20 protein-coding genes and 1 pseudogene are annotated in these 24,718 nt (G+C 68.1%); 11 read left to right on the forward strand and 10 right to left on the reverse strand.

The annotated features are described in order from the left end of the window. Positions 1–141 precede the first annotated feature (141 nt). Positions 142–2,010 (forward strand): ricin-type beta-trefoil lectin domain protein, encoded by a 1,869-nt coding sequence (locus Vau01_RS25905; RefSeq protein ID WP_203997259.1) that lies wholly within the window; start codon positions 142–144, stop codon positions 2,008–2,010. A gap of 51 nt (positions 2,011–2,061) precedes the next feature. Here the strand turns inward: Vau01_RS25905 and Vau01_RS25910 are convergent, their stop codons facing one another. Then, entirely contained in the window at positions 2,062–3,348 is a 1,287-nt protein-coding gene (locus Vau01_RS25910; protein ID WP_203997260.1) for a zinc metalloprotease, read from the reverse strand. A gap of 190 nt (positions 3,349–3,538) precedes the next feature. On the opposite strand from Vau01_RS25910, the gene Vau01_RS25915 reads away from it, so the two are divergent. The 4 genes from Vau01_RS25915 to Vau01_RS25930 are packed head-to-tail and all read left to right on the forward strand — an operon-like array spanning position 3,539 to position 6,405. Further along, positions 3,539–4,168, forward strand: coding sequence for an RNA polymerase sigma factor (locus tag Vau01_RS25915; protein WP_203997262.1), 630 nt, complete (start codon positions 3,539–3,541; stop codon positions 4,166–4,168). Then, complete coding sequence (locus Vau01_RS25920; RefSeq protein WP_203997264.1) at positions 4,165–4,392, forward strand: anti-sigma factor family protein; 228 nt, start codon at positions 4,165–4,167, stop codon at positions 4,390–4,392. The genes Vau01_RS25915 and Vau01_RS25920 overlap by 4 nt, the downstream gene beginning before the upstream one ends. Positions 4,393–4,437: 45 nt before the next feature. Then, positions 4,438–5,223: an inositol monophosphatase family protein gene (locus Vau01_RS25925; protein ID WP_203997266.1), complete on the forward strand. Its 786-nt coding sequence runs from the start codon at positions 4,438–4,440 to the stop codon at positions 5,221–5,223. A gap of 33 nt (positions 5,224–5,256) precedes the next feature. Continuing rightward, the gene (locus tag Vau01_RS25930) at positions 5,257–6,405 is read left to right on the forward strand and encodes a hypothetical protein (RefSeq protein WP_203997268.1); all 1,149 of its coding nucleotides are present in this window, start codon (positions 5,257–5,259) and stop codon (positions 6,403–6,405) included. Between the two features lie 10 nt (positions 6,406–6,415). On the opposite strand, the gene Vau01_RS25935 is transcribed toward Vau01_RS25930, so the two are convergent. Beyond that, the gene (locus tag Vau01_RS25935; protein WP_203997270.1) at positions 6,416–7,294 is read right to left on the reverse strand and encodes a TIGR03619 family F420-dependent LLM class oxidoreductase; all 879 of its coding nucleotides are present in this window, start codon (positions 7,292–7,294) and stop codon (positions 6,416–6,418) included. Between the two features lie 265 nt (positions 7,295–7,559). Next, on the reverse strand, positions 7,560–7,823 hold the full coding sequence (locus Vau01_RS25940) for a hypothetical protein (RefSeq protein WP_203997272.1): 264 nt from the start codon (positions 7,821–7,823) through the stop codon (positions 7,560–7,562). A 95-nt stretch (positions 7,824–7,918) separates the two neighbouring features. On the opposite strand from Vau01_RS25940, the gene Vau01_RS25945 reads away from it, so the two are divergent. Together Vau01_RS25945 and Vau01_RS25950 are read left to right on the forward strand one after the other, a co-directional pair. After that, the gene (locus tag Vau01_RS25945; RefSeq protein WP_203997280.1) at positions 7,919–10,876 is read left to right on the forward strand and encodes an AfsR/SARP family transcriptional regulator; all 2,958 of its coding nucleotides are present in this window, start codon (positions 7,919–7,921) and stop codon (positions 10,874–10,876) included. Continuing rightward, a complete protein-coding gene (locus Vau01_RS25950) occupies positions 10,822–11,184 on the forward strand; it encodes a hypothetical protein (protein ID WP_203997282.1) in 363 nt (120 codons plus the stop codon). The genes Vau01_RS25945 and Vau01_RS25950 overlap by 55 nt, the downstream gene beginning before the upstream one ends. A 321-nt stretch (positions 11,185–11,505) precedes the next feature. On the opposite strand, the gene Vau01_RS63525 is transcribed toward Vau01_RS25950, so the two are convergent. Together Vau01_RS63525 and Vau01_RS25960 are read right to left on the reverse strand one after the other, a co-directional pair. Further along, positions 11,506–12,087 carry an integrase core domain-containing protein gene (locus Vau01_RS63525; protein WP_239151848.1) on the reverse strand — a complete coding sequence of 194 codons (582 nt, stop codon included), beginning with the start codon at positions 12,085–12,087 and terminating at the stop codon, positions 11,506–11,508. 579 nt (positions 12,088–12,666) lie between these two features. Further along, positions 12,667–13,263 (reverse strand): TetR/AcrR family transcriptional regulator, encoded by a 597-nt coding sequence (locus Vau01_RS25960; protein WP_203997284.1) that lies wholly within the window; start codon positions 13,261–13,263, stop codon positions 12,667–12,669. Positions 13,264–13,411: 148 nt separating this feature from the next. On the opposite strand from Vau01_RS25960, the gene Vau01_RS25965 reads away from it, so the two are divergent. The 4 genes and pseudogenes from Vau01_RS25965 (at position 13,412) to Vau01_RS25980 (ending at position 17,588) form a co-directional block, all read left to right on the forward strand. Further along, positions 13,412–13,969 (forward strand): hypothetical protein, encoded by a 558-nt coding sequence (locus Vau01_RS25965; protein WP_203997286.1) that lies wholly within the window; start codon positions 13,412–13,414, stop codon positions 13,967–13,969. A gap of 122 nt (positions 13,970–14,091) precedes the next feature. Further along, a pseudogene (locus Vau01_RS25970) lies at positions 14,092–15,030 on the forward strand (FAD-dependent oxidoreductase); the annotation flags it as partial. Between the two features lie 283 nt (positions 15,031–15,313). Continuing rightward, the gene (locus Vau01_RS64680; protein WP_275423957.1) at positions 15,314–15,475 is read left to right on the forward strand and encodes a DUF3732 domain-containing protein; all 162 of its coding nucleotides are present in this window, start codon (positions 15,314–15,316) and stop codon (positions 15,473–15,475) included. A 1,528-nt stretch (positions 15,476–17,003) separates the two neighbouring features. Continuing rightward, positions 17,004–17,588, forward strand: a complete 585-nt coding sequence (locus Vau01_RS25980) for a tyrosine-type recombinase/integrase (protein ID WP_239151850.1) — start codon at positions 17,004–17,006, stop codon at positions 17,586–17,588. Positions 17,589–17,703: 115 nt separating this feature from the next. On the opposite strand, the gene Vau01_RS25985 is transcribed toward Vau01_RS25980, so the two are convergent. The 5 genes from Vau01_RS25985 to Vau01_RS26000 all read right to left on the reverse strand — a co-directional run bounded on the left by Vau01_RS25985 (position 17,704) and on the right by Vau01_RS26000 (position 24,511). Next, a complete protein-coding gene (locus Vau01_RS25985; RefSeq protein WP_203997287.1) occupies positions 17,704–18,510 on the reverse strand; it encodes a hypothetical protein in 807 nt (268 codons plus the stop codon). A 143-nt stretch (positions 18,511–18,653) separates the two neighbouring features. After that, positions 18,654–19,331, reverse strand: a complete 678-nt coding sequence (locus Vau01_RS63530) for a response regulator transcription factor (protein ID WP_239151851.1) — start codon at positions 19,329–19,331, stop codon at positions 18,654–18,656. After that, on the reverse strand, positions 19,328–20,452 hold the full coding sequence (locus Vau01_RS63535) for a hypothetical protein (protein WP_239151853.1): 1,125 nt from the start codon (positions 20,450–20,452) through the stop codon (positions 19,328–19,330). The genes Vau01_RS63530 and Vau01_RS63535 overlap by 4 nt, the downstream gene beginning before the upstream one ends. Next, a complete protein-coding gene (locus Vau01_RS25995) occupies positions 20,445–21,557 on the reverse strand; it encodes a sensor histidine kinase (protein ID WP_203997289.1) in 1,113 nt (370 codons plus the stop codon). Before Vau01_RS25995 ends, Vau01_RS63535 begins: the two co-directional genes overlap by 8 nt. A gap of 440 nt (positions 21,558–21,997) precedes the next feature. Further along, a complete protein-coding gene (locus Vau01_RS26000) occupies positions 21,998–24,511 on the reverse strand; it encodes a cutinase family protein (protein ID WP_203997297.1) in 2,514 nt (837 codons plus the stop codon). Positions 24,512–24,718: the final 207 nt, after the last annotated feature.

Raw genomic sequence — 24,718 nt, forward strand, 5'->3', positions numbered from 1 at the left:
AATGCCGTTCCGCGAGACATTGACGCGAACCGCTGCCGTACGCGATCATGTGCCTACTAGCGTATTGCGTCACGGGGAGGGCACTAAGCTATGCTAGAAAACCTAATTACAAACGTAAGACGGAGAGCCAGGCAAGCAACGTTGGCAACTATTGCCGTTGTAGTTGGATTGATATCGCCACTGGTTCTTCTGTCCGAGAATGCATTCGCTGCCGCGCCAAATGCGCCGGTCAACCTGAAGGCCTATGTCGGTGGGAACAGCATCGCCCTGACGTGGAATTATGCTTCTGATCAGGTGCCGACGCAATACGACATCTACCGAAACAACGTGTTGGTCGGCACTATTGCACCGGCAAGTGACAACCGGTCTGATGATTTTACCCAGCGCTGGTTCGACACGAGTGTCGCCAATGGTACGACGTACTCGTACAAGGTCGTCTCGAAGAATGCCGCGAACGAGGCCTCGTCACCGAGTTCCACGGTCTCCGCAACACAGCCGGCAAGTCCATTCGGAGTGCCGACGATCACCATCTCGTCGAGCGTGTCGTCGACGTACGTTCCGTACATGACGGCAGTCAAGGCCCTGCTCCAGAAATGGTATCCGAAGATTGTCACCAAGCTTGGTGCGCAGGCGAATGCTCCGGCAACCATCACGCTCAACACCGACCCGTCCTTCGGTGGTGCATACGTAAGTGGCAACAACATCTACATCGGAGTGCCGTTCCTCAATGCACATCTCAACGACCCGGATATGGCGATCGCCATCCATGAGGTGACGCACATTGCGACCTCCGGCATCAACTGGACGTTCAATCCCAGCTGGATCACCGAGGGCTTTGCGGACTATGTGCGCTACTGGGTGTACAGCAGCGGCATGGCGATAGCGAACCCTGCAACGTTCACGTACCTGCATGGCTATGAGCACGCCGGCTACTTCTTCAACTACATCTCGACCACGTTCAACAAGCCGAACTTCGCCAGGGACCTCTACGCCAACCAGCTTGCGAGCAGCGACCTCAACACGTTCATCAGGTCGCAGACCGGCAATGCGAACGGCTACACCACGCTGGGTGAGGCGTGGAACAACATGACCGGCAAGAAGGTCAGCTCGATCCTGACTTTCAAGAACGGCTCGACCAACTCCTGTGCCGATGTACTGAACTACACCGACTCGGACAACAATCCTGTTCAGATCGTCAGCTGCACGGGCAACATCGCACAATGGTGGACGTTTACGCCGATCAGCAGCACCAGCACCTACGGCACCATTCGAACAAACGTGGGGCAGGCGCTGGCCGGTAACCCGCTCCGGGACGGTAGCGAGCGTTGCCTCTACCCGCAGGGCAACGGTACAACCAGCGGCACCGCGGTCGTAATCTACAACTGCGACCCTGGCAGCACCGGCATGCAGTGGTACTTCCAGACCAACGGTCTCATCCGCAACGTGAACTCGAATCTCTGCTTGCAGCCTCAGGGCGGTAGTACCGCCAACAACACACGACTTCAGGTCGTGACGTGCAACAGCGCTGCGGCTTCGCAGAACTGGAACGTTCGTCCACTGGATATCATGCAGAGCAAGGGCAGTACGACCACTGCCATCAACTACTGCCTGGGTTCTTCGACCGACGGCACCATTCCAGCCACCACCAGCTACCTGCAGGACCGCACGTGCAACTACAACAACGGTCAGCGACTGGTATTCGTTCCGTCCAGCGCCGGCGGCACCTCTGGCTATTACAAGGTTTACACCCACACCGGCAACGCGAGCGACGCACGTTGCCTGGATCTGAACGGTGGAAGCACCGCCAACAACACCCGGGTGATTCTTGCTCCCTGCACCGGCAGTACCACGCAGCAGTGGATGCGCTACCCAAGCGAACGCCTGGCCAGTGTGGCGGCAAGCGGTGCGTGTCTCCAGCTTGAAGGTAACTCGACGGCGGTCAACGCGTACATGGTGATCAACACCTGCAACACCACCGACTACCAGAAGTTCAAATTCGCCACGATGTAACAGTCGTACGTCCAATAGCCGGCGCATATGCGCCGGCTATTGCGTATGACCTCAGTCCCAGCCGTCCAGGCCGGTCGGGCAGGTGGTCGCATGCTGGGTGAGTGCGTCCATGGCCCGGCAGTAGGAGTACGCGGAGATCCATTGCGGGGAGTGGTACGCCATCAGGTCGTAGGCGGTGACCTTCCCGGCGGCGTCGAGCCCGGCGATGACGCGGAGTTGCGGTGTGGTCCGCAGCCCGACCCAGGCACCCATGGAGCCGTCGGGACGCGGGTAGTTCGGGTCCGGGTCCTGCGTCACGTCGGGGGTGTGGTGCAGGCCGAGGGCGTGGCCCATCTCGTGGGCCAGGGTCAGGCCCTCGCCGTCGGCGGGTTCCAGCTGCACGTTGAGCCTGATGTTGTTCTTGTCGCTGCGGGTGTAGGCGCCGAAGTATCCGGTCGGGTTCTCCGGCTGGATGACCACGAGCCACTGGTCGCCGCCCGGGAACAGTTCGTCGAACTTCTTCGCCGCCCAGATCCGGGCGTCCTCGAAGCCGGCACACGTGATGTGGCCGCTGCTGGACGTGGTCGCCCTGCAGTCGAAGGCGGGGATGCCGATCCGGTCCTCGAACGACCAGTCGGTGACCAGCGACGCGAGTGGGAGGACGTTCCGGGCGCCGAGCCGTTGCCGTTCCACGTCCGCGCGGGACCGGGCCGGGTACGTGTCCCCGGTCAGCCCGTCCTGTTGCTGCAAGGTCTTCGGCACGTTGGTGTAGGTGTAGCGGAGGGGATAGATCCGTCGTCCGGTGATGATGTTGTGGTCGCTGGCCGGCAACGGCCCGAAGGCGACGGTGACGGTCCGGGTGGTCAGGTCGTCTCCGGGCGGGGCGGTCCAACCGGACGGGTATCGCAGTTTCGCGGTGAGCGTCCGGGTGCCCGGTTGCACCTGCGTCGGGTCGAGTTTGAACACGAAGGTGGTATCGATCTGCGTGGGGTCGGCGACGGTGGTGCCGACGGTGCGGGTGAGCCCGTTCACCGGTTGCAGGACGCGGGCCGGCAAAGGTGCGACGGACGCGGTCGTCCCGGTCACCGTCACCGTGGTGCCACCGACCGTCAAGGTCGCGGCGACCCCGGCCGCGGCCCTGGTGCCGCCGACGCGGGCGTACACCCGGACGTACGTCTCCTTGTAGGCGATCATCGGGATGACCGCGGATCCGGGGAACTGGACACTCTGGATCGTCTCGACCCCGTCGATGCCGAGCTGGCCCGCGTTCAGCGGGACCGGATCACAGGCGGACGCGGCGAACCCGGCGGCAAGTGCCGCCACGACGGCGGCTGTGCGGCGTAGCGGTCTGGTGCTCATGTGAACCTCCTGGCGATGTGCTGACACACGGTCAGTGGCCGGCGGGGCCAGACGGTTACGGAGCGACCGGACGCCGTCACCGGTTCGTAAGATCCGCCCCCCGCGGGTGACAGGACCGCAGGACGCCGGGGCAGCGACCTGGGGCGGACTATCGTGATCCGGCGGGAACTCGGGTGACGGGAGCGAGGCGATGGCCGCGGACGACGACCCCGTGACCCGGTTGCGGTCGGGCGACGAGGCGACCTTCGTCGCGGTGGTGGACGCCTGGTCGCGGGGGATGTTGCGCACCGCCCGCGCCTACGTGGGCACCGCCGAGGCGGCCGAGGACGTGGTCCAGGAAACCTGGCTGGCCGTGATCCGTGGATTGCACCGGTTCGAGGGACGCTCGTCGCTGCGGACCTGGGTGTACCGGATCCTGATCAACATCGCGAAGACCCGCGGGGTCGCCGACAACCGCACCGTCACCTGGTCCGATCTTGTGGGGGAGGACGCCGGACCGACGGTGGACCCGGACCGGTTCCAGGGCCCGGGCGAGCGGTATCCCGGCCACTGGCGGCACGCGCCGGAACCCTGGCCGTCCGCCGAATCCGCCGCTGTCGGCGAGGAGGTGCGTCGAACCGTCGAGGCGGCGGTGGCGGAACTGCCGCACCGCCAACGCGTCGTCATCACCCTGCGGGACATCGACGGGTACAGCTCCGACGAGGTGTGCGAGATCCTGGACCTCAGCGCGGCGAACCAACGGGTGCTGCTGCATCGCGCCCGTGCCGCGGTCCGGGCCCGGTTGGCGCACTACCTCACCGCGGAGATGATGACGCCATGAACTGCGACGAGTTCGTCGAACTGGTCACCGCCCACCTGGACGGCAGCCTCGACGACGCCACCGAGCGGCGGTTCGTCGAGCACCTGGCCGCATGCGACGGCTGCGCCCGCTACCTTGAGCAGATCCGCCACACCGTGCACACTCTCGCCTCGATGCCCGACGAGACTCTGACCGGTCAGGCCCGCGACCGACTGCTCGCCGCGTTCCGCACGTTCCAGCGCTGAGCTTCCCAGGCCGGACCTGTCCGTCCGGGTCGTACGGTTGCCGTTATGACGATCACCGACGAGGACCTGGCCGTCGAGGCTGCTACGGCGGGTGCGGCCGTCGTGCGGGCCGGGTACGGCGCGCCGCTCGAGCGCTTTGCCAAGGAGGGCAACGACTTCGCCACCGCCGCTGATCTGGAGGCCGAGCAGGCCATTCTCGCCGTCATCAGAGCGGCTCGGCCCGATGATGCGTTTGTCGGGGAGGAGTTCGGGTCGGTCGGGTCGAGCGAGCGGACGTGGTTGGTGGACCCGTTGTGCGGCACGTTGAACTTCGCGGCCCGTACGCCGCTCGTCGCGGTCAACGTCGCGTTGCGCACCCCGTCCGGTATCACCGCCGCGGCGGTGGCCGATCCGTTCGCGGGCGAACTGTACTGGGTGACCGGTGGCGGAGCCGGGCTGCGCCGTGACGGCGCGGTGCTGCCGCTGGCGCCGTCCGCGGTGTCGGGTCTGGTCGACGTGGACCTGCCGGCCGCCGACGCGGCCCGGTTCGTGGTACCGCGGCTGCTCACCGACCGGGCGTTCCTGGCCCGGTTCGACCCGCGGGTCATCTCGTCGACGCTGGCCCTCGTGTGGGTGGCCTCCGGTCGGCGTGCGGCGTACGTCTTCGACGGCGACGTGGTGGACAACGTCCATTTCGCGGCCGGAATCGCGGTGTGCCGGGCCGCCGGATGCATCGTCACGGACCTGCACGGCGGGCCCGTGGGCGATCGGCCCGGGCTGCTCGTGGCCGCCGACGAGGCGACACACGCCACGTTGCTGCCGCTGCTCGCCGAGGCACTGGCCGTCGCATGATCGGCTTGGAGAGGCGCCGGTACCGTTGCGCGGATGGAGACATCACCGCCGCGGCCGCTGGCGCCGGGTGACGTGGTTGCGGCCTATTCCGAGGAACTGAGCGAGTGGACGGCGGCTCAGGTGACCGACCTGGACCCGGCGTGGCGCACAGCCGGCGTGCTCGAGCTGGACTGGTCCGGAGCTGAACCCTCCTCGGTGGACGATCTCGACGAGCCCGCCGCGCTCCGACTGACCCACCACGCACACACCGGCAGGCTTTCGCACTGCAACTACGAGTGGCTCCTCCCGCGCAGCTACAAGGTGCTCGGGAATGTGCCGCTCCTGCACGACCGCAGGTCGAGCAGCTACTCGTCGGGCTGGTCCATCGGTGGTCAACTCGCGATGCAGCGGCGGTGGGATCGCGGCGAACGAAGTGCACACCACCCGGGCGAACGATCGTTCCTCGGCGCCGAAATCGCCGACCTGGTGGCCCGGTCCGAACCGTTCACCGACATCTGGAGCATCTCCGTCACCGAGATCGACTCCCTCGACGGCGACGACATCGCCGCCCTCTTCCCGAAGCTGACCCGCCTGTCGTTGTCCGGAAACCTCGGCACCCTCAGCGGTGCGGCCGGCCTGAACCGGCTCCCCAGCCTGAAGACGCTGTTCATCACCGACCTGTTCGGAATGTCGGCGGCGGACTGCCTGTCGAGCACGGCGGTACCGGGCCTGGAGATGCTCGGCCTGCACAGCGTGCCGGCCGAATACGCCACAGCCATGAGGAAGACCTGGAGAGCCGAGATCCCGAACGGCACCTTCGTCGAGATCACCAGCCCGCGAAAGCCCGACTGGGTCACCGAGAACCGCGACAACCCGCTCCGCGACTGGGACGGCCGCGAACACATCAGCGCCGCGCGATACCGGAAGTCCGTGGCCCAGTACAAGGCCACCCGGCGAGCCGTCCTCGCGGCACTCGACGACGGGACGGACGCGGCCCGCCTCGCCGAACTGGGCAGGCAGTTCGGCGAGGCCTTCAACCAACTCGACGGCACGGCCGACCCGTTCATCGAGACCGAGGAACGGGAGGAACTGTTCGGAGCACTCGACGCCATCGTCGACCATGCCCAGGCACAGCACGGCCGCACCTTCGACGCCGCCCGCCAGCACCTGACCGCCGGCGCCGACGGCGTCCGAAACTGGTGATCGCGGACGCCTACCCGGCGTCGTCGTCGGCGTCGTCGGCGAGCCGGAACCGGTCGGCGAAGGCAGACATCTCGTCGCGTTGTTCGACGGGGTCGGTGGCGGCCACGTTGACGACGAGGCGGGTCACGCCCTGCGCGGCGAAGGCCTCGACCCGGTCGGGTGTGATCTCGGTCGACGCCCATCTGGTGTATTCGAGCGCCCGCGGGTCCCGGCCGGCGTCGGCTGCCGCTGTTCGGGCGAGGTCCAGTTGTGTGCGGCGCTCGTCCGGTGTGAGCATGCCGCCGGGGAAGTATCCGTCACCGCGTCGGCCGGCGCGGCGGGCCGCCGCCCGGCTCGACCCGCCGACGTGGATGGGGATGTCGGCGCGACCGTGCGGCTTCGGGAAGCTGACGAGGTCGTCGAAGTCGAAGAACTCCCCGTGGAAGCTGACGCCGTCGGCGTCGCCGGCCCAGAGCAGTCGCATGACGTCGATGGCCTCGTCGGCCCGACGGCCGCGACCGGCATAGTCCACTCCGACCGCGGCCGCCTCACCCGGCAGGCCACCCAGACCGATGGTGAGCAGCCGCATCCGGCCCTTGGACAGGACGTCGATCGTGGCCAACTGCTTGGCGAGGACGACGGGGTGCCGGTAGGGCAGCAGGAGCACGCCCGTTCCGAGGAGAATCCGGTTCGTCGCCGCGGCGATGAAGGCCAGGCAGCTCAACGGGTCGACGTAGGGCAGCGTCGGGGGCAGCTCGACGGGGCCGATGGTCGCGCCGGGGTACAGCACGATGTGCTCGGGCATATAGAGCCCTTCGAAGCCGCATTCTTCGGCATGCTGTGCGAAGGCGACGATCCGGTCGGGATCGACGCCGTAGTACGGGGTGCTGTAGCTGACGGCGAACCTCATCGCGCGACCGTAGGCGTTGACGCCGGTGTCAGGGCAAGGCCGCGACCGACAGCCACGATCGTTCGCCGGCGATCGTGGTGACCTGTGCCGGTTCGCCGGTGGCGAGGTCGTACACCACCACCCGTCGCATCTCGACGCACATTGATGCGGACGACGTCGATGCGGCGCCACGCGTTGTCGTCGCTGAGCGCGTAGATCGGCTGTTCGCCGCGCAGGCCGGCGTAGCGCTGCAGGAGCAGGCGGGCGCGCCGGATCGGGTTGCCGCTCAACGGTTTCGTCGTGGGCGCGTCCGGGTCCAGGCGTGGCGGCAGTTCGGTGTGGCGTTCGGCCAGCGGCGTGCCGAGGACGTGGCCGGGGTGGCGGCCTGACGCTCTCCTCGGTCCCGGATGGCCACGCCCACGACCGCGAGGAGACTGATCGTCAGCACGGCGGCCAGGGCCGCGCCACGCCGGCGCCGCGCGCGGCGGTCGGGCGCGCGCGGCGGATCCGGACCGTCCGCGAGGACGCGGATGTCGCCGTCGTCATTCATGAGCGTCCCCTGAATGTCGTCCGGTGGAGGAATGGCGGGGTTGACGCTGATCGGTCGATGGACGGACGGTAAGTCGGCCTGCGAGATTGACATCCGTGGTTGCCGTTGAGTTACGGATCCAGGTTCTCGGCCGGGTGCGCGGGTGGCACGGGGACGTCGAGCTGGACCTCGGTCCGGCCCGTCGCCGGGCGGTCTTCGCGTTGCTGGCGTTGGCTGCCGGCCGTCCCATCACCCGGGCCGACCTTATCGACTCGCTGTGGGGCGAGCATTCGCCGCCCAGCGCCACGAACATCATCCAGACCCACGTGAAGCACCTGCGCCGCCTCGTCGACCCGGACCGGCCGCCGCGGGCGTCCAGCACGGTCCTGCCTACCATCGGCGACGGATACGCCCTCAACATCCGGAGCGGCGGCGTAGACCTGGTCCGCTTCCGCGAGCTGGTCGTCGCCGCCGGGACGGCGCACGACGACGGCGATCTCGACCGTACCGCCGCGCTGCTGGGCCGGGCGCTGGCCCTGTGGCAGGGCGCGCCCCTGTCGGACGTCCCGCTTCTGGCCACCCATCCCAAGGTCGTCGCGTTGCTCGGCGAGCGACGGTCCGCACTGGCCCGCTACGGCGAGGCGATGGTCGCCGTCGGCGCCGCCGCCGAGGCGCTCCCGGCGCTGGAGGAGGCCGCGGCCGAGCAACCGTTGGACGAGGCGGCCCAGGCCCGGTTGATCCTGGCGTACCGGTCGGCCGGGCGGCGGGCACAGGCGTTCGCCGCGTTCCACACCACGCGTGGCCGCCTGGCCCAGGAACTCGGGGTCGACCCCGGGCCCGAGCTGGCCGAGGCGTACCGCGTCCTGCTCGCGGGGACCGGCACCGGCGCCGCCCCGGAGCGGCCGCAGCCGCTTCGGCATCCGGTGCCGGCCCAGCTCCCGTCCGACATCGCCGCGTTCGCCGGCCGGGTGGCGCACCTGCGGCACCTTGACGGCCTCCTGCCCCGGGACGACGGCACGCGGCCGCCCGCGGTGGTCATCTCCGCCTTGTCCGGCACGGCCGGCGTGGGCAAGACCGCCCTGGCGGTGCACTGGGCGCACCGCATCGTCGACCGGTTCCCCGACGGCCAGCTCTACACGAACCTGCGCGGCTTCGACCCCGCCGGGTCGCCGCGCACGACGGCCGAGACGGTGCGCGGCTTCCTGGAGGCGTTCGCGGTGCCGCCGGACCGGGTTCCGGCCGGCCTCGAGGCGCAGATCGGGCTGTACCGCAGCCTGCTGGCCGGCATGCGGGTCCTCATCCTGCTGGACAACGCCCGCGACGCCGAACAGGTCCGGCCGCTGCTGCCCGGTGCGCCGGGCTGCCTGGCGGTGGTGACCAGCCGCAACCGGCTCACCGGGCTGGTCGCCAGCGAGGGCGCCCACCCGCTCATGCTCGACCTGCTGTCCCGCGACGAGGCGCGCGAACTGCTGGCACGCCGCCTCGGGCGGGCGCGGGTGGCGGCGGAGCCCGCCGCCGTGGACGAGATCGTCACCCGGTGCGCGCGGCTGCCGCTGGCGCTGGCCGTCGTGGCCGCCCAGGCGGCGGAACGGCCGGCGACGTCGCTGTCGACGCTCGCGGGCGGGCTGCGGGACGCGCACGGCAGGCTCGACGCGCTCGCCGAACACGACCCGGGAACCGACGTGCGGGCCGTGTTCTCGTGGTCCTATCGGACGCTTCGCCCGTCCACCGCAAGGCTTTTTCGTTTTTTGGGTCTTCACCCCGGCCCCGACGTGGCCGCGCCCGCGGCCGCGAGCCTGGTCGGCGTGCCGGTCGCGGAGATCACCGACGCGCTGGCCGAGCTGAACCGCGCCCACCTGGTGGTGGCGGACGCGGCCGGCCGGCACACCATGCACGACCTGCTGCGTGCCTACGCCGCCGAGCTGAGCGCCACGCACGACACCGACGAGGAACGCACCGCGGCCCTCGGTCGCGTGCTCGACCACTATCTGCTCACCTCGCTCGGCGCGGACAAGCTGCTCTTCCCGCACCGCGACCGGATCACCCCGGCCCCGCCGCGCGACGCGGTCGCCATCGTGGACCTCACCGACAGCGCGGCGGCGAAGTCGTGGTTCGCCGCGGAACGCGCGACGCTTCTCGCGGCGATCCGGCACGCCGCCGCCACCGGCTTCGACACGCACGCGTGGCAGCTCTCGTGGAGCCTGGACACCTACCTCCACTGGCGCGGGCACTGGCAGCACCAGGCGGACAACCACCGCGTGGGTCTTGCGGCCGCGAACCGCGCGGCGGATCCGGCCGGGCAGGCGCACGCGCACCGCCACCTGGCGCGGGCGTACGGCGTGCTCGGCCGGCACAGTTCGGCGCTCGCGCACTACCGCCACGCCCTGGACCTCTACGGCCAGCTCGGCGACGCGGCCCGGCAGGCGCACACCCACGTCGGGTTCGGGATCGTGTTCGAGCGGCAGGGCCGACGCGACGACGCGCTCGGCCACGCCGAGGAGGCGCTGCGCCTGTACCGGGCCGCGGGCCACCGGGTGGGACAGGCGAACGCGCTGAACAACCTCGGGTGGTGCCACGCCCAACTCGGCAACCACGAACGGGCGCTGGCGTACTGCGAGCAGGCCCTCGCGCTGCAGCGGGAGATGGGCGACCGCGACGGCGAGGCGGCCACCTGGGACAGTCTCGGCTTCGCCAATCACCGGCTGGACCGCTTCGAGGACGCGGTCCGCTGCTACCGGCACGCCCTCGACCTGCGGCGCGATCTCGGTGACCGCTACTACGAGGCGGCCACGCTGGTCCGCCTCGGCGACACGCACGCCGCCGCGGACGGACACGACGCGGCCCGCGACGCGTGGCGCGACGCCCTGGACATTCTCGACGACCTGCACCACGGCGACGCCGACCAGGTGCGGGCGAAGCTCCGGTCCGGTCACGGGCCAGTGCCGGACCAGTCGGCCCCGCGATCCTGCCGGGTGGAGACGCCCGGTGCGTCGCCCGAAGCGACGAAAGGAGAGCGAAAATGGGCCGCAGGGTCAACTGGATCTGCCACAGCATCGCGTGCCTCGCCGCCGTGATGACGATCGCGGCGACGTCCGCGGTGCCCGCCGGCGCGGAGCCGACGGCACCCGCGGGTGGTGAGACCGCCGCGCTGTCGAAGCTCGCGGTCTCACCCGGCAAGGCGCAGATCGTCAGCTTCCGCGCGCCTTCGGACCGGGCCGGCACGCAGGCCGACCCCTACCAACCGCCGGTCATCTACTGCTTCATCACGGCGAGGAACCCCTACTGGTTCCCGTCCACCAGCTCGATCCCGTTCGACACCGTCAACGCCGAGGTGAACGTCTGGTGCACCTGGCCGGTCGCCAGGATCGCCGCGCTGGCGTGAGGGGTGCCAGTTCGTGGATCGATCGTCTGGTGGCGTGGCCGGTGGTAGCCAGGCCCTTCGTTCCGTGGCATCGGCTGGTTCCTGTACTGCGGTGTGCGGATCGTGTCTGCTGCCCGCCCTGGCGCCGGCGGATGCCGGCGCTTGCGAGGTTGGAAGTGGATATGCGACGGCCGGCGAATCGTTCAGCACGGACGGGGGGTCACGCGGCGCGCTGGTACTCGTGGATCAGGCCACCGAGCACGTCGACCCGACGTACGTCCGCGGGCGCGGGAGCCGGCCCGGTGACAACGACCGGCCGGGCCGGGTCGGGTGGGTGTAGGTTCAGCGACCGGTGTGGCCGTGCCCGGTGTAGTGCTCGAGATAATCGGTCAGCACTCGGTGGAGTTGCTGTTTGTTCCAGATCAACGTCCAGTCCAGGCACTCGTGGCGGACGGTGCGTGCCCACCGTTCGGCGTAGGCGTTGGCCTTCGGCGCCCGCGGCGGGATCTTGACCACCTCCATGCCAGCGGCGGCGAACACTGCGTCGAACGCAGCGGTGAACTTCGTGTCCCGGTCCCGGATCAGAAACCGAAACCTGTGGACGCGGTCGTCGAGATCCATGAGGAGGTTGCGGGCCTGCTGGGTGACCCAGGCGCCGGTGGGGTGGGCGGTGATCCCGGCCAGGTGCACCGTCCGCCGTTCGATTTCGACGACGAACAGGACGTACAGGCGGGTCAGGCCGACCGTCTCGACGGTGAAGAAGTCCGTGGCCAACAACCCACCCGCCTGCGCGCGCAGGAACTGCGTCCAGCTGGGGCCGCCGCGGCGTGGAGCCGGGTCGAGGCGGTGCCGGCGCAGGATCCGCCGCACCGACGACGCCGACACTTGTACGCCGAGCGATCGGCACTCGCCGACGATGCGCACATATCCCCAGCGAGGGTTTTCGGTGGCCAGCCGGACACGAGCTCCACGACTCGGTCGTCGAGGCCACGGCGATGGCGGCCGGTGTGTGGGAAAGTCCAGCGGCGGGCGACCAGCTCGCGGTGCCAGCGCAGCAGTGTCGCCGGGGTCACCAGGAACACCGGCCACCGGCTACGTGGCAGCATCCTGGCCAGCGTGGCCAGCAGCATTCGGTCCCCGATGTGTACTGCGGGCGGACCAACTGCCGCTGCAACACCGCGAGCTGATGGCGCAACACCACGATCTCGACCTCGTTCGCATCCGGCGTCGGACCGAGACCGAGCACGCCCAGCAGCCGCCGCAGGGCCATCAACGCCACCGTCCGGACCACCACACACCCAGCGTGCCAGCCGACGTTGCCCCAGGTCAGAGCCGTCACCCTGAAGTGGCACCCCTCACCCGAACGCCTACCCCCGAAGAAACCCTCACCGTCCAACTGGCCTGGGCAGAAGCAGCCGCCTAGATCAACCAAAGTCCGAAAGTCGAGACGATCCCCTTCGACGGCCCTTGGTTCGGCGCGCCCAGCGCAGCCTCAAAGGCAGCTCAGGATGGCAGGCGTGCGGCGTGAGTCCGGATGAGCCCATCGACGCCACGGAGGAAGGTCTCGCAGATCTGTGCCCGGTCGAAAAGGCAGCCGGCCGCCATGGCGCCGTCGCGGAGCATGACGAAGTGCTGCGCGGCGGGCTCTGCCTCGATTTCCTGGATGCTCGCGATCAAGGTGTTGATCGTGTCGAGGAACCATTGCCGATGCGCGAGGACGGCTTGGTGCACGGGGTGGTCGGGATCGGGATACTCGGCCACGGCGTTGAGGAAGGCGCAGCCGCGGAAGCCAGCGGACTGAATGCCCATGGCGATCGACTCGGCAACCGCCCGGAGGGTGTCAGGCGCCGGTAGACCGGCGGCGATGGCGGCGTCCACCTGCCTGCGGATGGCTTGGTCGGCCGCCCGTAGGTAAGCCAGGACGAGATCCTCCTTACCGGGGAAGTGCCGATAGAACGTGGCCCGGGTCACTTTCGCCTCGGCGATGATCCGATCGACGCCGACGGAATGGATGCCCTCCGCGTAGAAGATCCTGGTCGCCGTCGCAAGGAGCCGGTCTCGCGCCTCGGAGGGCCGTGTCTCGGTTTCGCTCCGCGCCATGAGCCCATGGTAGCGACAGAACGTTCCGTCTTGACAACTCGGGAAAGAGCCGTCAGAGTCTTGCGGGACAGAACGTTCGTTCTACCTGCTGAGCTTCCGGCCCGGCGCACGTCGGCCGCATTCCCTCCGTACCACCGAAAGGATCGCCATGACCACCGTTGCCGCACCCGGCATCTCGACGACGGCGTCCACCCTGCGCAGGCTGTACTTCGTCCGCTTCGGGTTCGCGATCGTCTGGGCATTCGTGATGTTCACGACCGCCAAGCACCTCGGCCCGCTCGCCATGACGCTGCTCGTGCTCTACCCGCTGTTCGACGTGGCCGCCGCCGTTATCGACGCCCGCGCGTCGCGCGCCACCGGATCACCCACCCTGCTGTACGTGAACGTCGTGGTCAGCCTGCTCGCCGCGGTCGGCCTGGCCTTCGCCGATGCATCGGGCATCCCGGCGGTCCTGCGCGTGTGGGGTGCCTGGGCGGTCGCGGCCGGGCTGGTTCAGCTGATCGTGGCGGTCACTCGCCGGAACATGGGCGGGCAGTGGCCGATGATCATCAGCGGTGGCCTCTCCATACTCGCCGGCGGGTCGTTCATCGCCGGTGCCTCCGCCGACAACCCTGCGCTGACCAACGCGATCGGCTACGCCATCCCCGGCGCCATCTTCTTCCTCATCTCGGCCATCCGCCTCGGCCGCGCGGCGAAGGGAAACTGACATGGAAAACACCACGTACGACGTCATCGTCATCGGCGCGGGACCGGTCGGGGAGAACGTCGCCGATCGGGCCGTGCAGGGTGGCATGACCGCCGCCATCGTCGAGCGGGAACTGGTCGGTGGTGAGTGCTCCTACTGGGCCTGGGCACGGCACCACGACCTCGCTCACCGCCCGGCACGCGGTCGTCGTCGCGATCGGAAGCAGCGCCCTGCTCCCAGACGTCACCGGCCTGCGCGAGGCGGCACCGTGGACCAGCCGGGAGGCGGCCGCCGCGAGCGAGGTTCCCGGTCGGCTCGCCGTCATCGGCGGCGGCGTGGTGGCCTCTGAGATGGCGACCGCGTTCGCGAATCTCGGATCCGTGGTGACGGTGCTCGCCCGTGACGGAGTGCTGCCGCTGGCGGAGCCCTTCGTAGGCGAGCGGGTCACGAAGTCGTTGCTGGAATTCGGCGTGGCGGTACGCGACGGTGCCGAGGCCGCGACGGTGAACCGGAACGGCGACGGCACGGTGCACATCACGCTCACCGACGGCGAACAGGTCGAAGCCGACGAACTCCTGGTCACGATCGGCCGTACGCCGAACACGCAGGACATCGGCCTGGACAGGATCGGCCTGAAGCCTGGTGCCTGGCTCGCGGTCGACGACACGTTGCGGGTCGTCGGCGAGGACGGGGCGCTGCTCGGCGACGGGTGGCTGTACGCGGCCGGCGACGTCAACCGCCGCGTGCTACTGACCCACCAGGGCAAGTACCAGGCTCGCGCGGTGGGCGACGTCATCGTGGCGCGTGCCAAGGGTGAAGCGATCGACGACGGCCGGTGGGGCCGGCACGTCGCCACGGCCGACGAGCATGCCGGGCCGCAAGTCATCTTCACCGACCCGGAGGTCGCGTCGGTGGGCCAGACCGCGGCCGCCGCCGAGGCTGCCGGGCTGCGGATCCGGGTGGTCGACCACGACCTGGCCGCCGTCGCGAGATCCGCCCTGCACGCCAAGGGATATCAAGGGCACGCCCGGATGGTCGTCGATGAGGACCGGCAGGTGATCGTCGGCTTCACGCTCGTCGGCCCGGACGTCGCGGAACTGCTGCATGCGGCGACGATCGCAGTCGTCGGAGAGATACCGACAACGGCCCGGTGCCGCTGTCCGACATGGGCGGTGCCGGAAACTGGATCGGCTATCACGTCATCGCCCACTTGGCGCTTCACCGATACTTCGTCCGCCAACGCCGACCTGTGCCGCACCTGCTCATGCTCGACCATCCGACCCAAGCCTTTTCCCGTCCGGAGTCGCCACCCAAGATCAGGACATATCCAGCGACGACCGCGCCGTACGCCAGCTGTTCGAACTCATGCGCGACGTCGTCGCCGAACTTACCCCTCAATTGCAGATCATCGTCTGCGACCACGCCAATCTGTCGGAGTCATGGTTCCAAAGCGCCGTACGCCACAACTGGCGAAACGAGGCTCTGATCCCTGCCGCGTGGATCGACGGGCCGAACCTTCGACTGTGATACCTGCTCGACCACCTTGACGGCATCTGCGAGCAGGCTCGAACGAACAGCCAGCGGGCCGGTCAACGGGTCGGACTGCACCGGCAGCACCGTGAAGATCGACCGGGCCGTCCCGGCGTTGGGGCCAAACGCGCACAGCCAGGCTTCGCCCAGCCGGACCGGCGCCCGGCGAACCCACGAGTTCACGAGCCTGCGTCGGTCTACTCATGCCGGGCGGGTGCTGCTGCTCCGGCTGGCCACCATCGGCAGGGATGGGCGCGCACGGTCAGTATTACCGACCTCGTCCACACGCTGAGCAGGCTCGGGACCTGCGCGGGTACCTGGCTCGCACCCAGCCGGACACGGACGTGGGTGACTGCCGAATGCGAACGGCGCGTACGCGACCTGGACCACCCCTGCTTGCGCAGGTCGACCTCGACGCGCCGCCCGAAGCCATGCAGCCCATCGTCGATCACCTCGTCGAGAGAGTCCTCGCCGAATGGGACCCCGAAGTCGCCACCGCGCCACCCGGCCCGTCCGAAGCCGCCCAGCCCAACGAACCGTGACGCCAGGCCCCGGTGCGGTCTGCGCGCCAGCTGCCTGTTGATCATGGGATGCCTCGGGCACGCGCACCAGCGCGGCGTTCAAATTCCAACGGACTCCAGAAGACTTCCGTGACGGGCGGTGCCACCGGGTGACGGGCGGTGTCGGCAGGCGACAGGGGCTACCGAAAGCTACAGATCACCCATCGATCACCCAAGTGTCCACAGTGGACACAATAATGGCCCTGATCCTGGAGGAAATGCCAGGTCAGAGCCATGATCAAAGTGCGCCGCCAGGGACTCGAACCCCGAACCCGCGGATTAAGAGTCCACTTCGGGGCAAATCAACCAGGGTTATTTGGTGCCAGTTCAGGCTAGTTGATGCCCGGTTGTGGTGGTGCCTGGCGCAGGTCCGGGCCGGGTTCTGCCGTACCGTGTCGGCCCGTACCAGAACCATCGATCACGCACGGATCACCCATGGAACAGCACCCGGGTCACGCCCGACCGCCCATCCGCGCCATCCAGCCGGATCGCGCAGCCCGCCGTCTGGCGCAGGACTCACCCTGTTGCTGACCGGCGGCTGTCCGATGATGGCCCGGCGCAGCCGGGTCACTTTCCCGGAGTACGCCGCGCGATGGCGGGCATCACGGGAGTTCACCTTGGATCGAGACCCGCCGCCGCATCCCCGGCAACATCACCCACCATCTCAACCCGGCCTTCCCTGGCCCGATCCGAGCCATCACCACCACTGACGTCCTCGAATGGATCTCCAGACGGATCACCGGAACTCCGGCGACGCCGCGGTCGTCGATGAAGCTGTACTACGACCTCTTTCGCACGGTCATGAACAGCCCCGAGATCGACGGCCTCCTCCGCGCCAACCCGTGCCGGGCGATCAAGACCGCAGCCGCCTTCCGTGGCCTGACCAGCGCACCACGATGGATACCGGCCGAAGCCCAAGTACTGGACCTGTTCGACGTGGTGCCCAACCGATATCACGCCGCCCTATGGCTCGGTGCCGGCCAGGGCTGCCGCATCGGCGAAGTCCTCGCCATCGAAGACTCGCCTGCCTGCATCGACCTTCACCGCGGAGAACTCCACGTCCGGCAACTGTTGCAGTACGACTCTCGCGACCACGGCGGACTCTTCCTCAAAGAGCCCAAAGGCGGCTCCGCCGGCACCGTCACACTCGAGACTGCTGCTGGCTCGGCTCTCGCGCAGCACTTGTCCGATCACGGCATTTGCGAAGTCAACCTCGTCGACCCACAAACCGCGAACCGCGCCGACGGACAGCGAAGCTGCTGTTCACCGATGAACGTGGGAGACCGTTCCACGACCGCCGCTGGTCCGAACACTGGACCCGGTGGCGCGACGCCGCCCGATGGCCGGTCAGGCACGGCACCTTCCACGCCCTCCGCCACCTCTGCGCCACCACCATGCTGACCAACGGCGTTGACCCTCAACACGTCCAACGAGCCCTCCGGCATGCCAACCTTCAGCACACCTTGAGCGCCTACATCCAATGGCTTCCACGCAGCGATCGACCGACCAACGTGGTCAGCAGCGTTCTCCGCCTCGCTCGCCGCCTCTAACGCCTCTACTGAGCCACCCGGGGAGGCTCCAATACTCTCGGGGTGGCTCACCCCAGGCAGCCCGTGGACCGGCGGTGCTCTCCTCGGCCGCCGGCCCACGGACAGGTGCAGTCGGTCAGCGGCCCGACCACTCGGGATTGGCGTAAGCCCAGCCGATGTAAGGTGCGCCAGGCCAGGTAAATGACACCCGTCGCACGGTGGCAGCTGTGGAGATGTAGCTCCCGTTGCCCTCCGAGAGCATCACATGGCCGGCTCCACCGTTGACCGACGCGGCGGCGTAGAACACCAGGGCACCCGCCGGTGGATTGGCGTCGCTGTGGATGAGTCCGCGATTTCGAAGGTCGTTGAAGTGCGCGATCGCGGTGGCGTACCCACTGGCCGCCCGTCCGTAGGCATGGGCGACGAAGTTGTCGCACCATCCGTTCCACGGGTGGTTGGAGTCACCGAGGTCACCGTTGGTGTTTGCCTGGCCGAGCACCGAAACGGCCCAGTTGAGGGCGCGGGTTTCCCGGGTGGTGATGTTGGCACAGTCGGGCTCTCCGGGGATGTACTGGTTGAAGCCCGGTGTGGTCGTGTAGAAGTCGCTGATCCACCCGCTTGCCGGTGCGCTGATGCGGTGCCACACCGTGTTTCCAGAAACGTTGCGGCCGCGTACCGCGCACTCGGCGGTGAACGCCGTGCCGTCGGCCAGGACCGCGACTACCCCGGCGTTGACGTTGTAGGGATCGGTGCGCACCTTGAGCCCGACACCGCCAGTACCGGTGATCCGATAGCCGGAGATTCCGGCGTCGGCCGGTGCGATACCGACACCCTGGAGAGCGGCCGTGGCTGTTGCCGCGGCCACCAGGGCGCCGACAAGCCACGACCGGCGCCGGCGCACCTGTTGTCGTGCGGTGCGTGGGGCTGACGTCGTCTCGTCCATGATGGCCTCATTTCGTCGCGTCCGGCCCGGTGCCGGCCCGCGCGATCAGCCTGCCGCCGGCGACGCGGACTGTCATGACGCGCGTTCGAGCGTCGCCCGCGTGGTTGTGTGCGGCGACGACCGCGGCGAAGCGACTGCCAGCGCTACTCCTCCTCGCGATTCAACCGCGCCATGGAATGATATTCACGAACCTCCTCCGGCCTGATCAACCCGTCCTCGATGGCTCGGGCGAGCAAGGCCGCCTTGGTGTGACCCGGGCGCCCGGCCTTCGAGTACTTGATCCTCGCTCGGTTGATGTATTGATTGGCCGTGTGTACCGAGATGTTCATTCGCATCGCCACGGACGCCTTGGACATTCCCTCGAACCACAAACGCAATGCGGTTCGTTCTTGTTTGGACAGATCCGGTCGGGCCGGTCGGGTGTCGGCCCACATCGCACCCGCACTGGACGGCGTGACATAGGCGCGATCCTGGGCGGCGGCCACGACAGTGTCGACGAAGTAGTCGCCACCCTCGTTCTTCGTCAGGTAGGCGCTCGCACCGCTCTCCAGGACGGTCAGAATGACCGTCTCGTCCATCTCCTGGGAGAACACGACCACCCGTCGCCGCGCGGCGAGGTCGGCAATCTGGTCGATTGCCGAGGCGCCGCCGAGGTTCAGGTCCACCACCAGAACGTCAGCGTCGGCGCCGGCGCCGACGCACACGTCGGCAACGGTCGGACCGCTGGCGACCAGCTCGACGCGACGATCCGGATCACGGTCCAGCCACGCCTGGACACCTTCGAGGACGACCGGATGATCATCCACAATGGCCACGGTCACCCGTGCCACACCAGGTTCGCCCACACCCGAGTTCCTTCCCGGTGAGAGTTCGCGACGATGCCCGAGTGCAGCGCCGCGCCGTCCACATCCACCTCCGCGTCGGAGTCGAGTTCGACCACAACGCCGACGCTGACCTCCTCCGGAGTCGCCGCGACCGTGACGCGGGCATCGTTGGCGGTCATCGCAAGGAGGCGCAGCGGCACTTCGCCCAGATCGCGGCGGACCGACGGGGGAAGGTCGGGCATCGTGCCGACCGAGACGAAGTCCACCGCGACCCCCCGCCGGGTCGCGAGGTCCGCGGCCGCGCGGAGTTCGTGCAGGAGCGGGTCGGGCACGTCGTCGTGCTCTGCGAGCAGCCGCCGCAGCCGGGCCGCCTCCAGGCCGGCCCGGCGCCGCAAGGCGGCGGACGACGGGTCCAGGGTCCCCGACGCCAGGCCGGCAATCAGTTCCATCGCGGCGCGCGCCGTGTCGTGGTACCGCCGGCGCCGTTCCCGGTGTGCGATTCGGGCGGCGAGCGCCCTGGTCGCGACGTCGTCGGCAGCAGCGGCGGCCTCGGCGGTCCGGTGGGCGTCGTGCTCGAGCAGGCGCGCGCCGACGGCCAGAATCACCTGGATAAGTGCCGTGCCGACCAGCACCATGCCCCACTGGGCAAGTTCGACGCGATGGATCTGTCCCGCCGCAGCCATCGCTGCCAGCACCACGGCGCTGTTGGCCGTCAAGGCGGCGATCAAGACGGTGAGCGGCCGCTGCCACAGCAGCAGTAGCGCGAACCAGCCGAACGTCCCCCAGGTCCAGTTGGCGGTCGTGAAGTACGCGTTCGGCCCGCATGCCTGTGCCACTACGAACGTACCGGCGAGGATCACGATGATGCCCGTCGCGCTTACGGCGACGGAGCGCGTGCGGCGCAGCATAAGGACCGCTGCGATCACGCCGACGGCGGTGTACGCCAACCACACGGCGAGGGAACGGTACGCCGCCGCCGGCGACCGGTAGTTGTCCCAGTACGCGATGATCCCGAGCAAGTCATTGGCCAGATGCCACAGACCGGCGACAGATATCGCCGCCATGGCGCTGGCGACGGAGTAGCGGCCAGCCACGACCGCGGCCGGCGAGCTAACCATCTTCCCACTCCAGAGTCCACCGGGTTCCCTTTCCTGGTCCCCCGGTGAGGGTTGCGGTGCCGCCGACATCGAGAAGCCGCTCGGTGATGGAACTGCGGATCCCATGCCGGTGGGCTGGTACCGCCAGCGGGTCGAAGCCGGCACCCCGATCCTCGACCACCAGCCGAACGAGCCCGTCCACGTGGATCAACGTCAGGTCAGCGTCATCCACTCCGGCGTGCCGGGCCGCGTTGATCAGCGCTTCCCTGCCCGCGAAGACGAATGCGGCGCACACGGGTCCGGGCACGACACAGCGCTCCATGCACTGGCGGACCCGGATGCCGGCCGGCAACGCCTCGATCATGTCGCGCAACTGGTCGTCCAGGCTCACGGCACCGTCCGGCCACTCCTCCACGAAGCCCCGCAGTGTCTCGAGGTCACACGACGCCCACGTCCGCAGCCGCGTGGACGACCGGTCGATCGCACCCGCGGCGACCATCGTCAGCGTGGACAGGGCAGTGTCGTGCAGCAGTCGCAACTGACGGCGTTCGTCCGCCCGCCGCTCCGTCTCCAGGGTCGCCCCGCGCCGGAGGTCGCACTCAGCGCGGAACGCCGCGTCCGCGGTACGTCGGGCGCGACGGACCAGAACCATCACGGCCGCGACGGCGACGACCTGGGTGGCGCCTACCACGCCATGCGCCGCGCCCCCATCTGGAGCGCGGGACACCCCGGAACCGATCACATACGTCATCACGACAGCGAAGCCGGCGGGCACGGACGCCCACCACGGCCACGCCAAGCCGACCGAGATTATGCACACCGAGAGCAGAACGGCCACCCAGCTCGATCCCGCGGTGATCTGATGGACCGGCACAAGCTTTCCGATCAGTAGGCACACGCCTGCCGTGAATGCCAGGTCGCCACCCACGAGCCACGGGGTCAACCCACGGCGCAAGGCCACCCGGCTGTAAACGGCCGTCCATCCCGCCAACGCGGCAAGGCTGATCAGCAGGGACCGCCAGGTCACCGGCGGGAGGACGGCCAACGGCGTGAGGGCGATCGACGCCAGCACGACGGCGACCTTCATTCCCACCGAGATCCGGGCCGTCGTGCGTTGGATAGGCACCCCGCTGGAGTCCAGAACTCTCCGTTCTATTACGGACTCCACGGGCGCCTCGATTCTGGCGACGGCAACCACAGAACGGTGCCTAGCCTATCTACAGGCTACGCACTGCACCTCACCCGATACGGTACGTGGATTGACCTGATCGACCGGGTGCGGATAAGACCTCCGAACTCCGAAATGGCTAAATGCGAACCATGAATTCCGTTCACCGTGTCTGAAATCAGCGCTTCCACACGTGAGATGACGTGCGACAGCATCGAGTTGCATCCCGCCCACCCCCGAGTAGCCATTGCCGGTGCTCGCCACGCGTTGTCAACCGCTGTGATGGGGTCTTCGAGCAATAAGCTGAGGACCATTCGGTGCCCCCGTTTCCGGCGCCCTTCATCGATCAAGGCGGCTTCGGGCGAGGGCACTCATCCGTCGCCCGAAGCCGTGTGGCACTAACGACCCGTTGACGCTTCGCAGGCGGCAATCGCGTTGCGACCTGTTCCACCGACGCACCGGTCGACATCGGCACCGCCATCCACGGTGTCGTCCCCGGCTCCGCCGTTGATAGTGTCGTTGCCGGCGCCACCGCGCATGATGTCGTTGCCATTGTCACCGGTCATGACGTCTGCGCCTGCGCCGCCGTCGACGATATCGTTGCCATTGGCACCGGCTAGCAGGTCGTCACCGGCTCCGCCGAGGAGTGTGTCGACGCCTACATCGCCGGATAGCGTGTCCCGTCCGTCACCACCATCCAATGTGTCGGCACCTTGGCTCCCAACGATGATGTCGTCGCCGCCGAGGCCGCAGATGATGTCGTCGCCTTGGTAGCCGAGGATGACGTCGTTGCCGGGTGTGCCGACGATGATGTCGTTGCCGGATGTGCCGATGATGGCCTGGCGCCCCTGGTACACGCCGCTCTTGGCTGGTGTTGGCACCTTACCTTCGCACGCGTTCACCGGGATGGTTCCGGCGCCCTTGGCCAGCACGACGGTCGCAGTGGAGCCGGTCAGTTTGTCGGAGGTCAATGGCGTCACGCCGAGAGTTAGGTCCTTGGTGCGGTCCAGGTCGATGAGTTCGACCGTCGTGGTCGTCTTCGCTGCCTGGCCGACGGGCACGCCATCGACCGAGACGCCCCACGTTGCGGCGGTGTCGTCGCCTGGGGTCCACGACAACCTTGCCGTGTTGCCCGTCAAGGGCTCGATCTTCAGATCCTTCGGCGTCGCCGGTCTTCCGGTGGGCGGCGCCGTGGGGCTGACCTTGACCGTCGCGGAGCCGCTCGCGACGCCGCCGTCCGCTGCGGTGAGCCGCACTTGCATGACGCCGTCGAAGGCCGCCGTGTACGTGTGGTTCACGACCGGTTCCGAGGTGGTCTGGTCCGTCACGCCGTCGCCGTCGAAGTCCCATGCGTACGTGGTGATGGTGGAGGCGATGACGTACGAGGCCGACGCGTCGAACGTGAACGTGTCGTTGGGCCTGCCGACATAGCCGGTCATCGCCAATAACGGCACCGGGCGGTTGCGTAGCCGAGTCAACGCGGTGGTCATCGCGGCTGCAACGTCGCCCTCGTTCGGGATGACCTGGCCGGTGGTGACGTCGGCCAGCCGCTGGTACTCGGCGGTCAGGTAGCTGGGGATCACTGGGTACACGTTGACAGGGTCGATCTGCAACGCTCGCGCGGCGACTTGATCGACTGTCGAGCCGTCAACCAGATCGGGCTCGTGGAATCCGGCGTCTGTCAGCACGACGGCAGCTTTCGTCGCACCGGGTCGCCAGTCCAGCCCGTTGAGCGTGGTCATGAGTCCGTGCAGGAGCGCCTCTGGCGTGTCGCCGCCTCCGCTGGCGGCCAGCGCGTCCAACTGCGCCTCGAACGCTGTGAAGTCGCCTTGGAAGCCGGAGAACACCTTCGCGGTGTACTCGTCGCCCGCGTCCTTGTATGCGACCAGCGCGACGCGGCCACGAAGGTCGCGGATGCTACCGGCCGCGGTGCGGGTGAACGCCTTCACCTGATCGATGTACCCGCCCATCGATCCGGTCGTATCGATGACGAACGCGACGTCGAGCCCGGTCGTGCCCGCACCGATGACGATAACTTGGGTGTCGACCTGCTCCGCCTTGCCCGGCGGTAGGGTGCGCGACAGTCGGATGGCGATCTCGCGAGCGGCGTCGTCGATCGCGCCTCCAGCCTGGGCGTATTGGCCGTGCCCCGACGTCATCCAGAACCGGGGGTCGGAACCGCAGACGAAGTCGTCGTCGTTGCACCACAGACCAGATCGCTCCGTCACCACGGTCGGAACGTACGGCTTGCGCGCACCGAGCGAGCCGTTGTCGGTGTCGCAGTCCGGAACGGTTCGCCGCCAGACCGACAAATTCTGTCCTCGGCAGGCTGGCGGCCAGATTCCTTCGCCTTCGGGGAGGTGCAGTTTCGGATCGCCGAACATGGCGGCGAAGTCGATGCGGGTCAGCAGTTCCGGTGTTTCGGAGGACATCTTTACCATCGTCTGACCGATGACCTGAGCACCCTGTGAGTAACCGCCGAGGACGAATCGGGCTGTACCACATTTCGCTTGACGCTCTTTGAGGTAGTTGAATAGCTCGCCCACGCCACTGTCGACGCTACGGCCGTAGTCGTTGGAATACCCGGCCGAGAACTTCGCGCCGACGGCATTACCGTTCCATGGCTTGTCTACGTCAACGGCGTCATAACTGTGCCCACCGTATCCTCCAGCGCTGCGATCGTCATTCAGCTCGTAGGCATGCAGCGTCACGCCGTCCTTGAGCCGAGTGTCGAGTTCGGTTCGGAATCTGCGCGCCTCGCCGGCATCCATGCCTTGCCCGGAACCCCGAGCGAAAACAGATTCCACGTCTGAGCAGCTCGCGTCGATGCCCTTGGCCTGGGCAGCCGGGGGCGCCACCAGCAAGCCGATACCGACGGCCAACGTGACGCCCACTACCAACGATCGCTTCATGGGCACTCCAAGGAATGGGCGGCGACCTGCACCGACCAACGGCAGTCGTAACCAGGGATCAGGCCGTCATCATTCCGAGCACTATCGACCATGGCAATGAAAGCACCGCAATCTGCGTTGATCGTCACCGCAGTCGACCCTAACGGTCGACCCCGTTCCGGGCACTGCCGTGGTCGATTCGGCTGAGGCCCGAAACTGGGTCTACCC

The sequence above is a fragment of the Virgisporangium aurantiacum genome, assembly GCF_016863635.1.
Lineage (GTDB): Bacteria > Actinomycetota > Actinomycetes > Mycobacteriales > Micromonosporaceae > Virgisporangium > Virgisporangium aurantiacum.

Excerpts from the sequence above, each read along its gene's own strand:
- Vau01_RS25910 (WP_203997260.1), bottom strand. The coding sequence starts at position 3,348 with ATGAGCACCAGACCGCTACGCCGCACAGCCGCCGTCGTGGCGGCACTT.
- Vau01_RS25915 (WP_203997262.1), top strand. The coding sequence starts at position 3,539 with ATGGCCGCGGACGACGACCCCGTGACCCGGTTGCGGTCGGGCGACGAG.
- Vau01_RS25920 (WP_203997264.1), top strand. The coding sequence starts at position 4,165 with ATGAACTGCGACGAGTTCGTCGAACTGGTCACCGCCCACCTGGACGGC.
- Vau01_RS25925 (WP_203997266.1), top strand. The coding sequence starts at position 4,438 with ATGACGATCACCGACGAGGACCTGGCCGTCGAGGCTGCTACGGCGGGT.
- Vau01_RS25930 (WP_203997268.1), top strand. The coding sequence starts at position 5,257 with ATGGAGACATCACCGCCGCGGCCGCTGGCGCCGGGTGACGTGGTTGCG.
- Vau01_RS25935 (WP_203997270.1), bottom strand. The coding sequence starts at position 7,294 with ATGAGGTTCGCCGTCAGCTACAGCACCCCGTACTACGGCGTCGATCCC.
- Vau01_RS25940 (WP_203997272.1), bottom strand. The coding sequence starts at position 7,823 with ATGAATGACGACGGCGACATCCGCGTCCTCGCGGACGGTCCGGATCCG.
- Vau01_RS25950 (WP_203997282.1), top strand. The coding sequence starts at position 10,822 with ATGGGCCGCAGGGTCAACTGGATCTGCCACAGCATCGCGTGCCTCGCC.
- Vau01_RS25960 (WP_203997284.1), bottom strand. The coding sequence starts at position 13,263 with ATGGCGCGGAGCGAAACCGAGACACGGCCCTCCGAGGCGCGAGACCGG.
- Vau01_RS25965 (WP_203997286.1), top strand. The coding sequence starts at position 13,412 with ATGACCACCGTTGCCGCACCCGGCATCTCGACGACGGCGTCCACCCTG.
- Vau01_RS64680 (WP_275423957.1), top strand. The coding sequence starts at position 15,314 with ATGCGCGACGTCGTCGCCGAACTTACCCCTCAATTGCAGATCATCGTC.
- Vau01_RS25980 (WP_239151850.1), top strand. The coding sequence starts at position 17,004 with ATGGCTCGGTGCCGGCCAGGGCTGCCGCATCGGCGAAGTCCTCGCCAT.
- Vau01_RS25985 (WP_203997287.1), bottom strand. The coding sequence starts at position 18,510 with ATGGACGAGACGACGTCAGCCCCACGCACCGCACGACAACAGGTGCGC.
- Vau01_RS63535 (WP_239151853.1), bottom strand. The coding sequence starts at position 20,452 with ATGGTTAGCTCGCCGGCCGCGGTCGTGGCTGGCCGCTACTCCGTCGCC.
- Vau01_RS26000 (WP_203997297.1), bottom strand. The coding sequence starts at position 24,511 with ATGAAGCGATCGTTGGTAGTGGGCGTCACGTTGGCCGTCGGTATCGGC.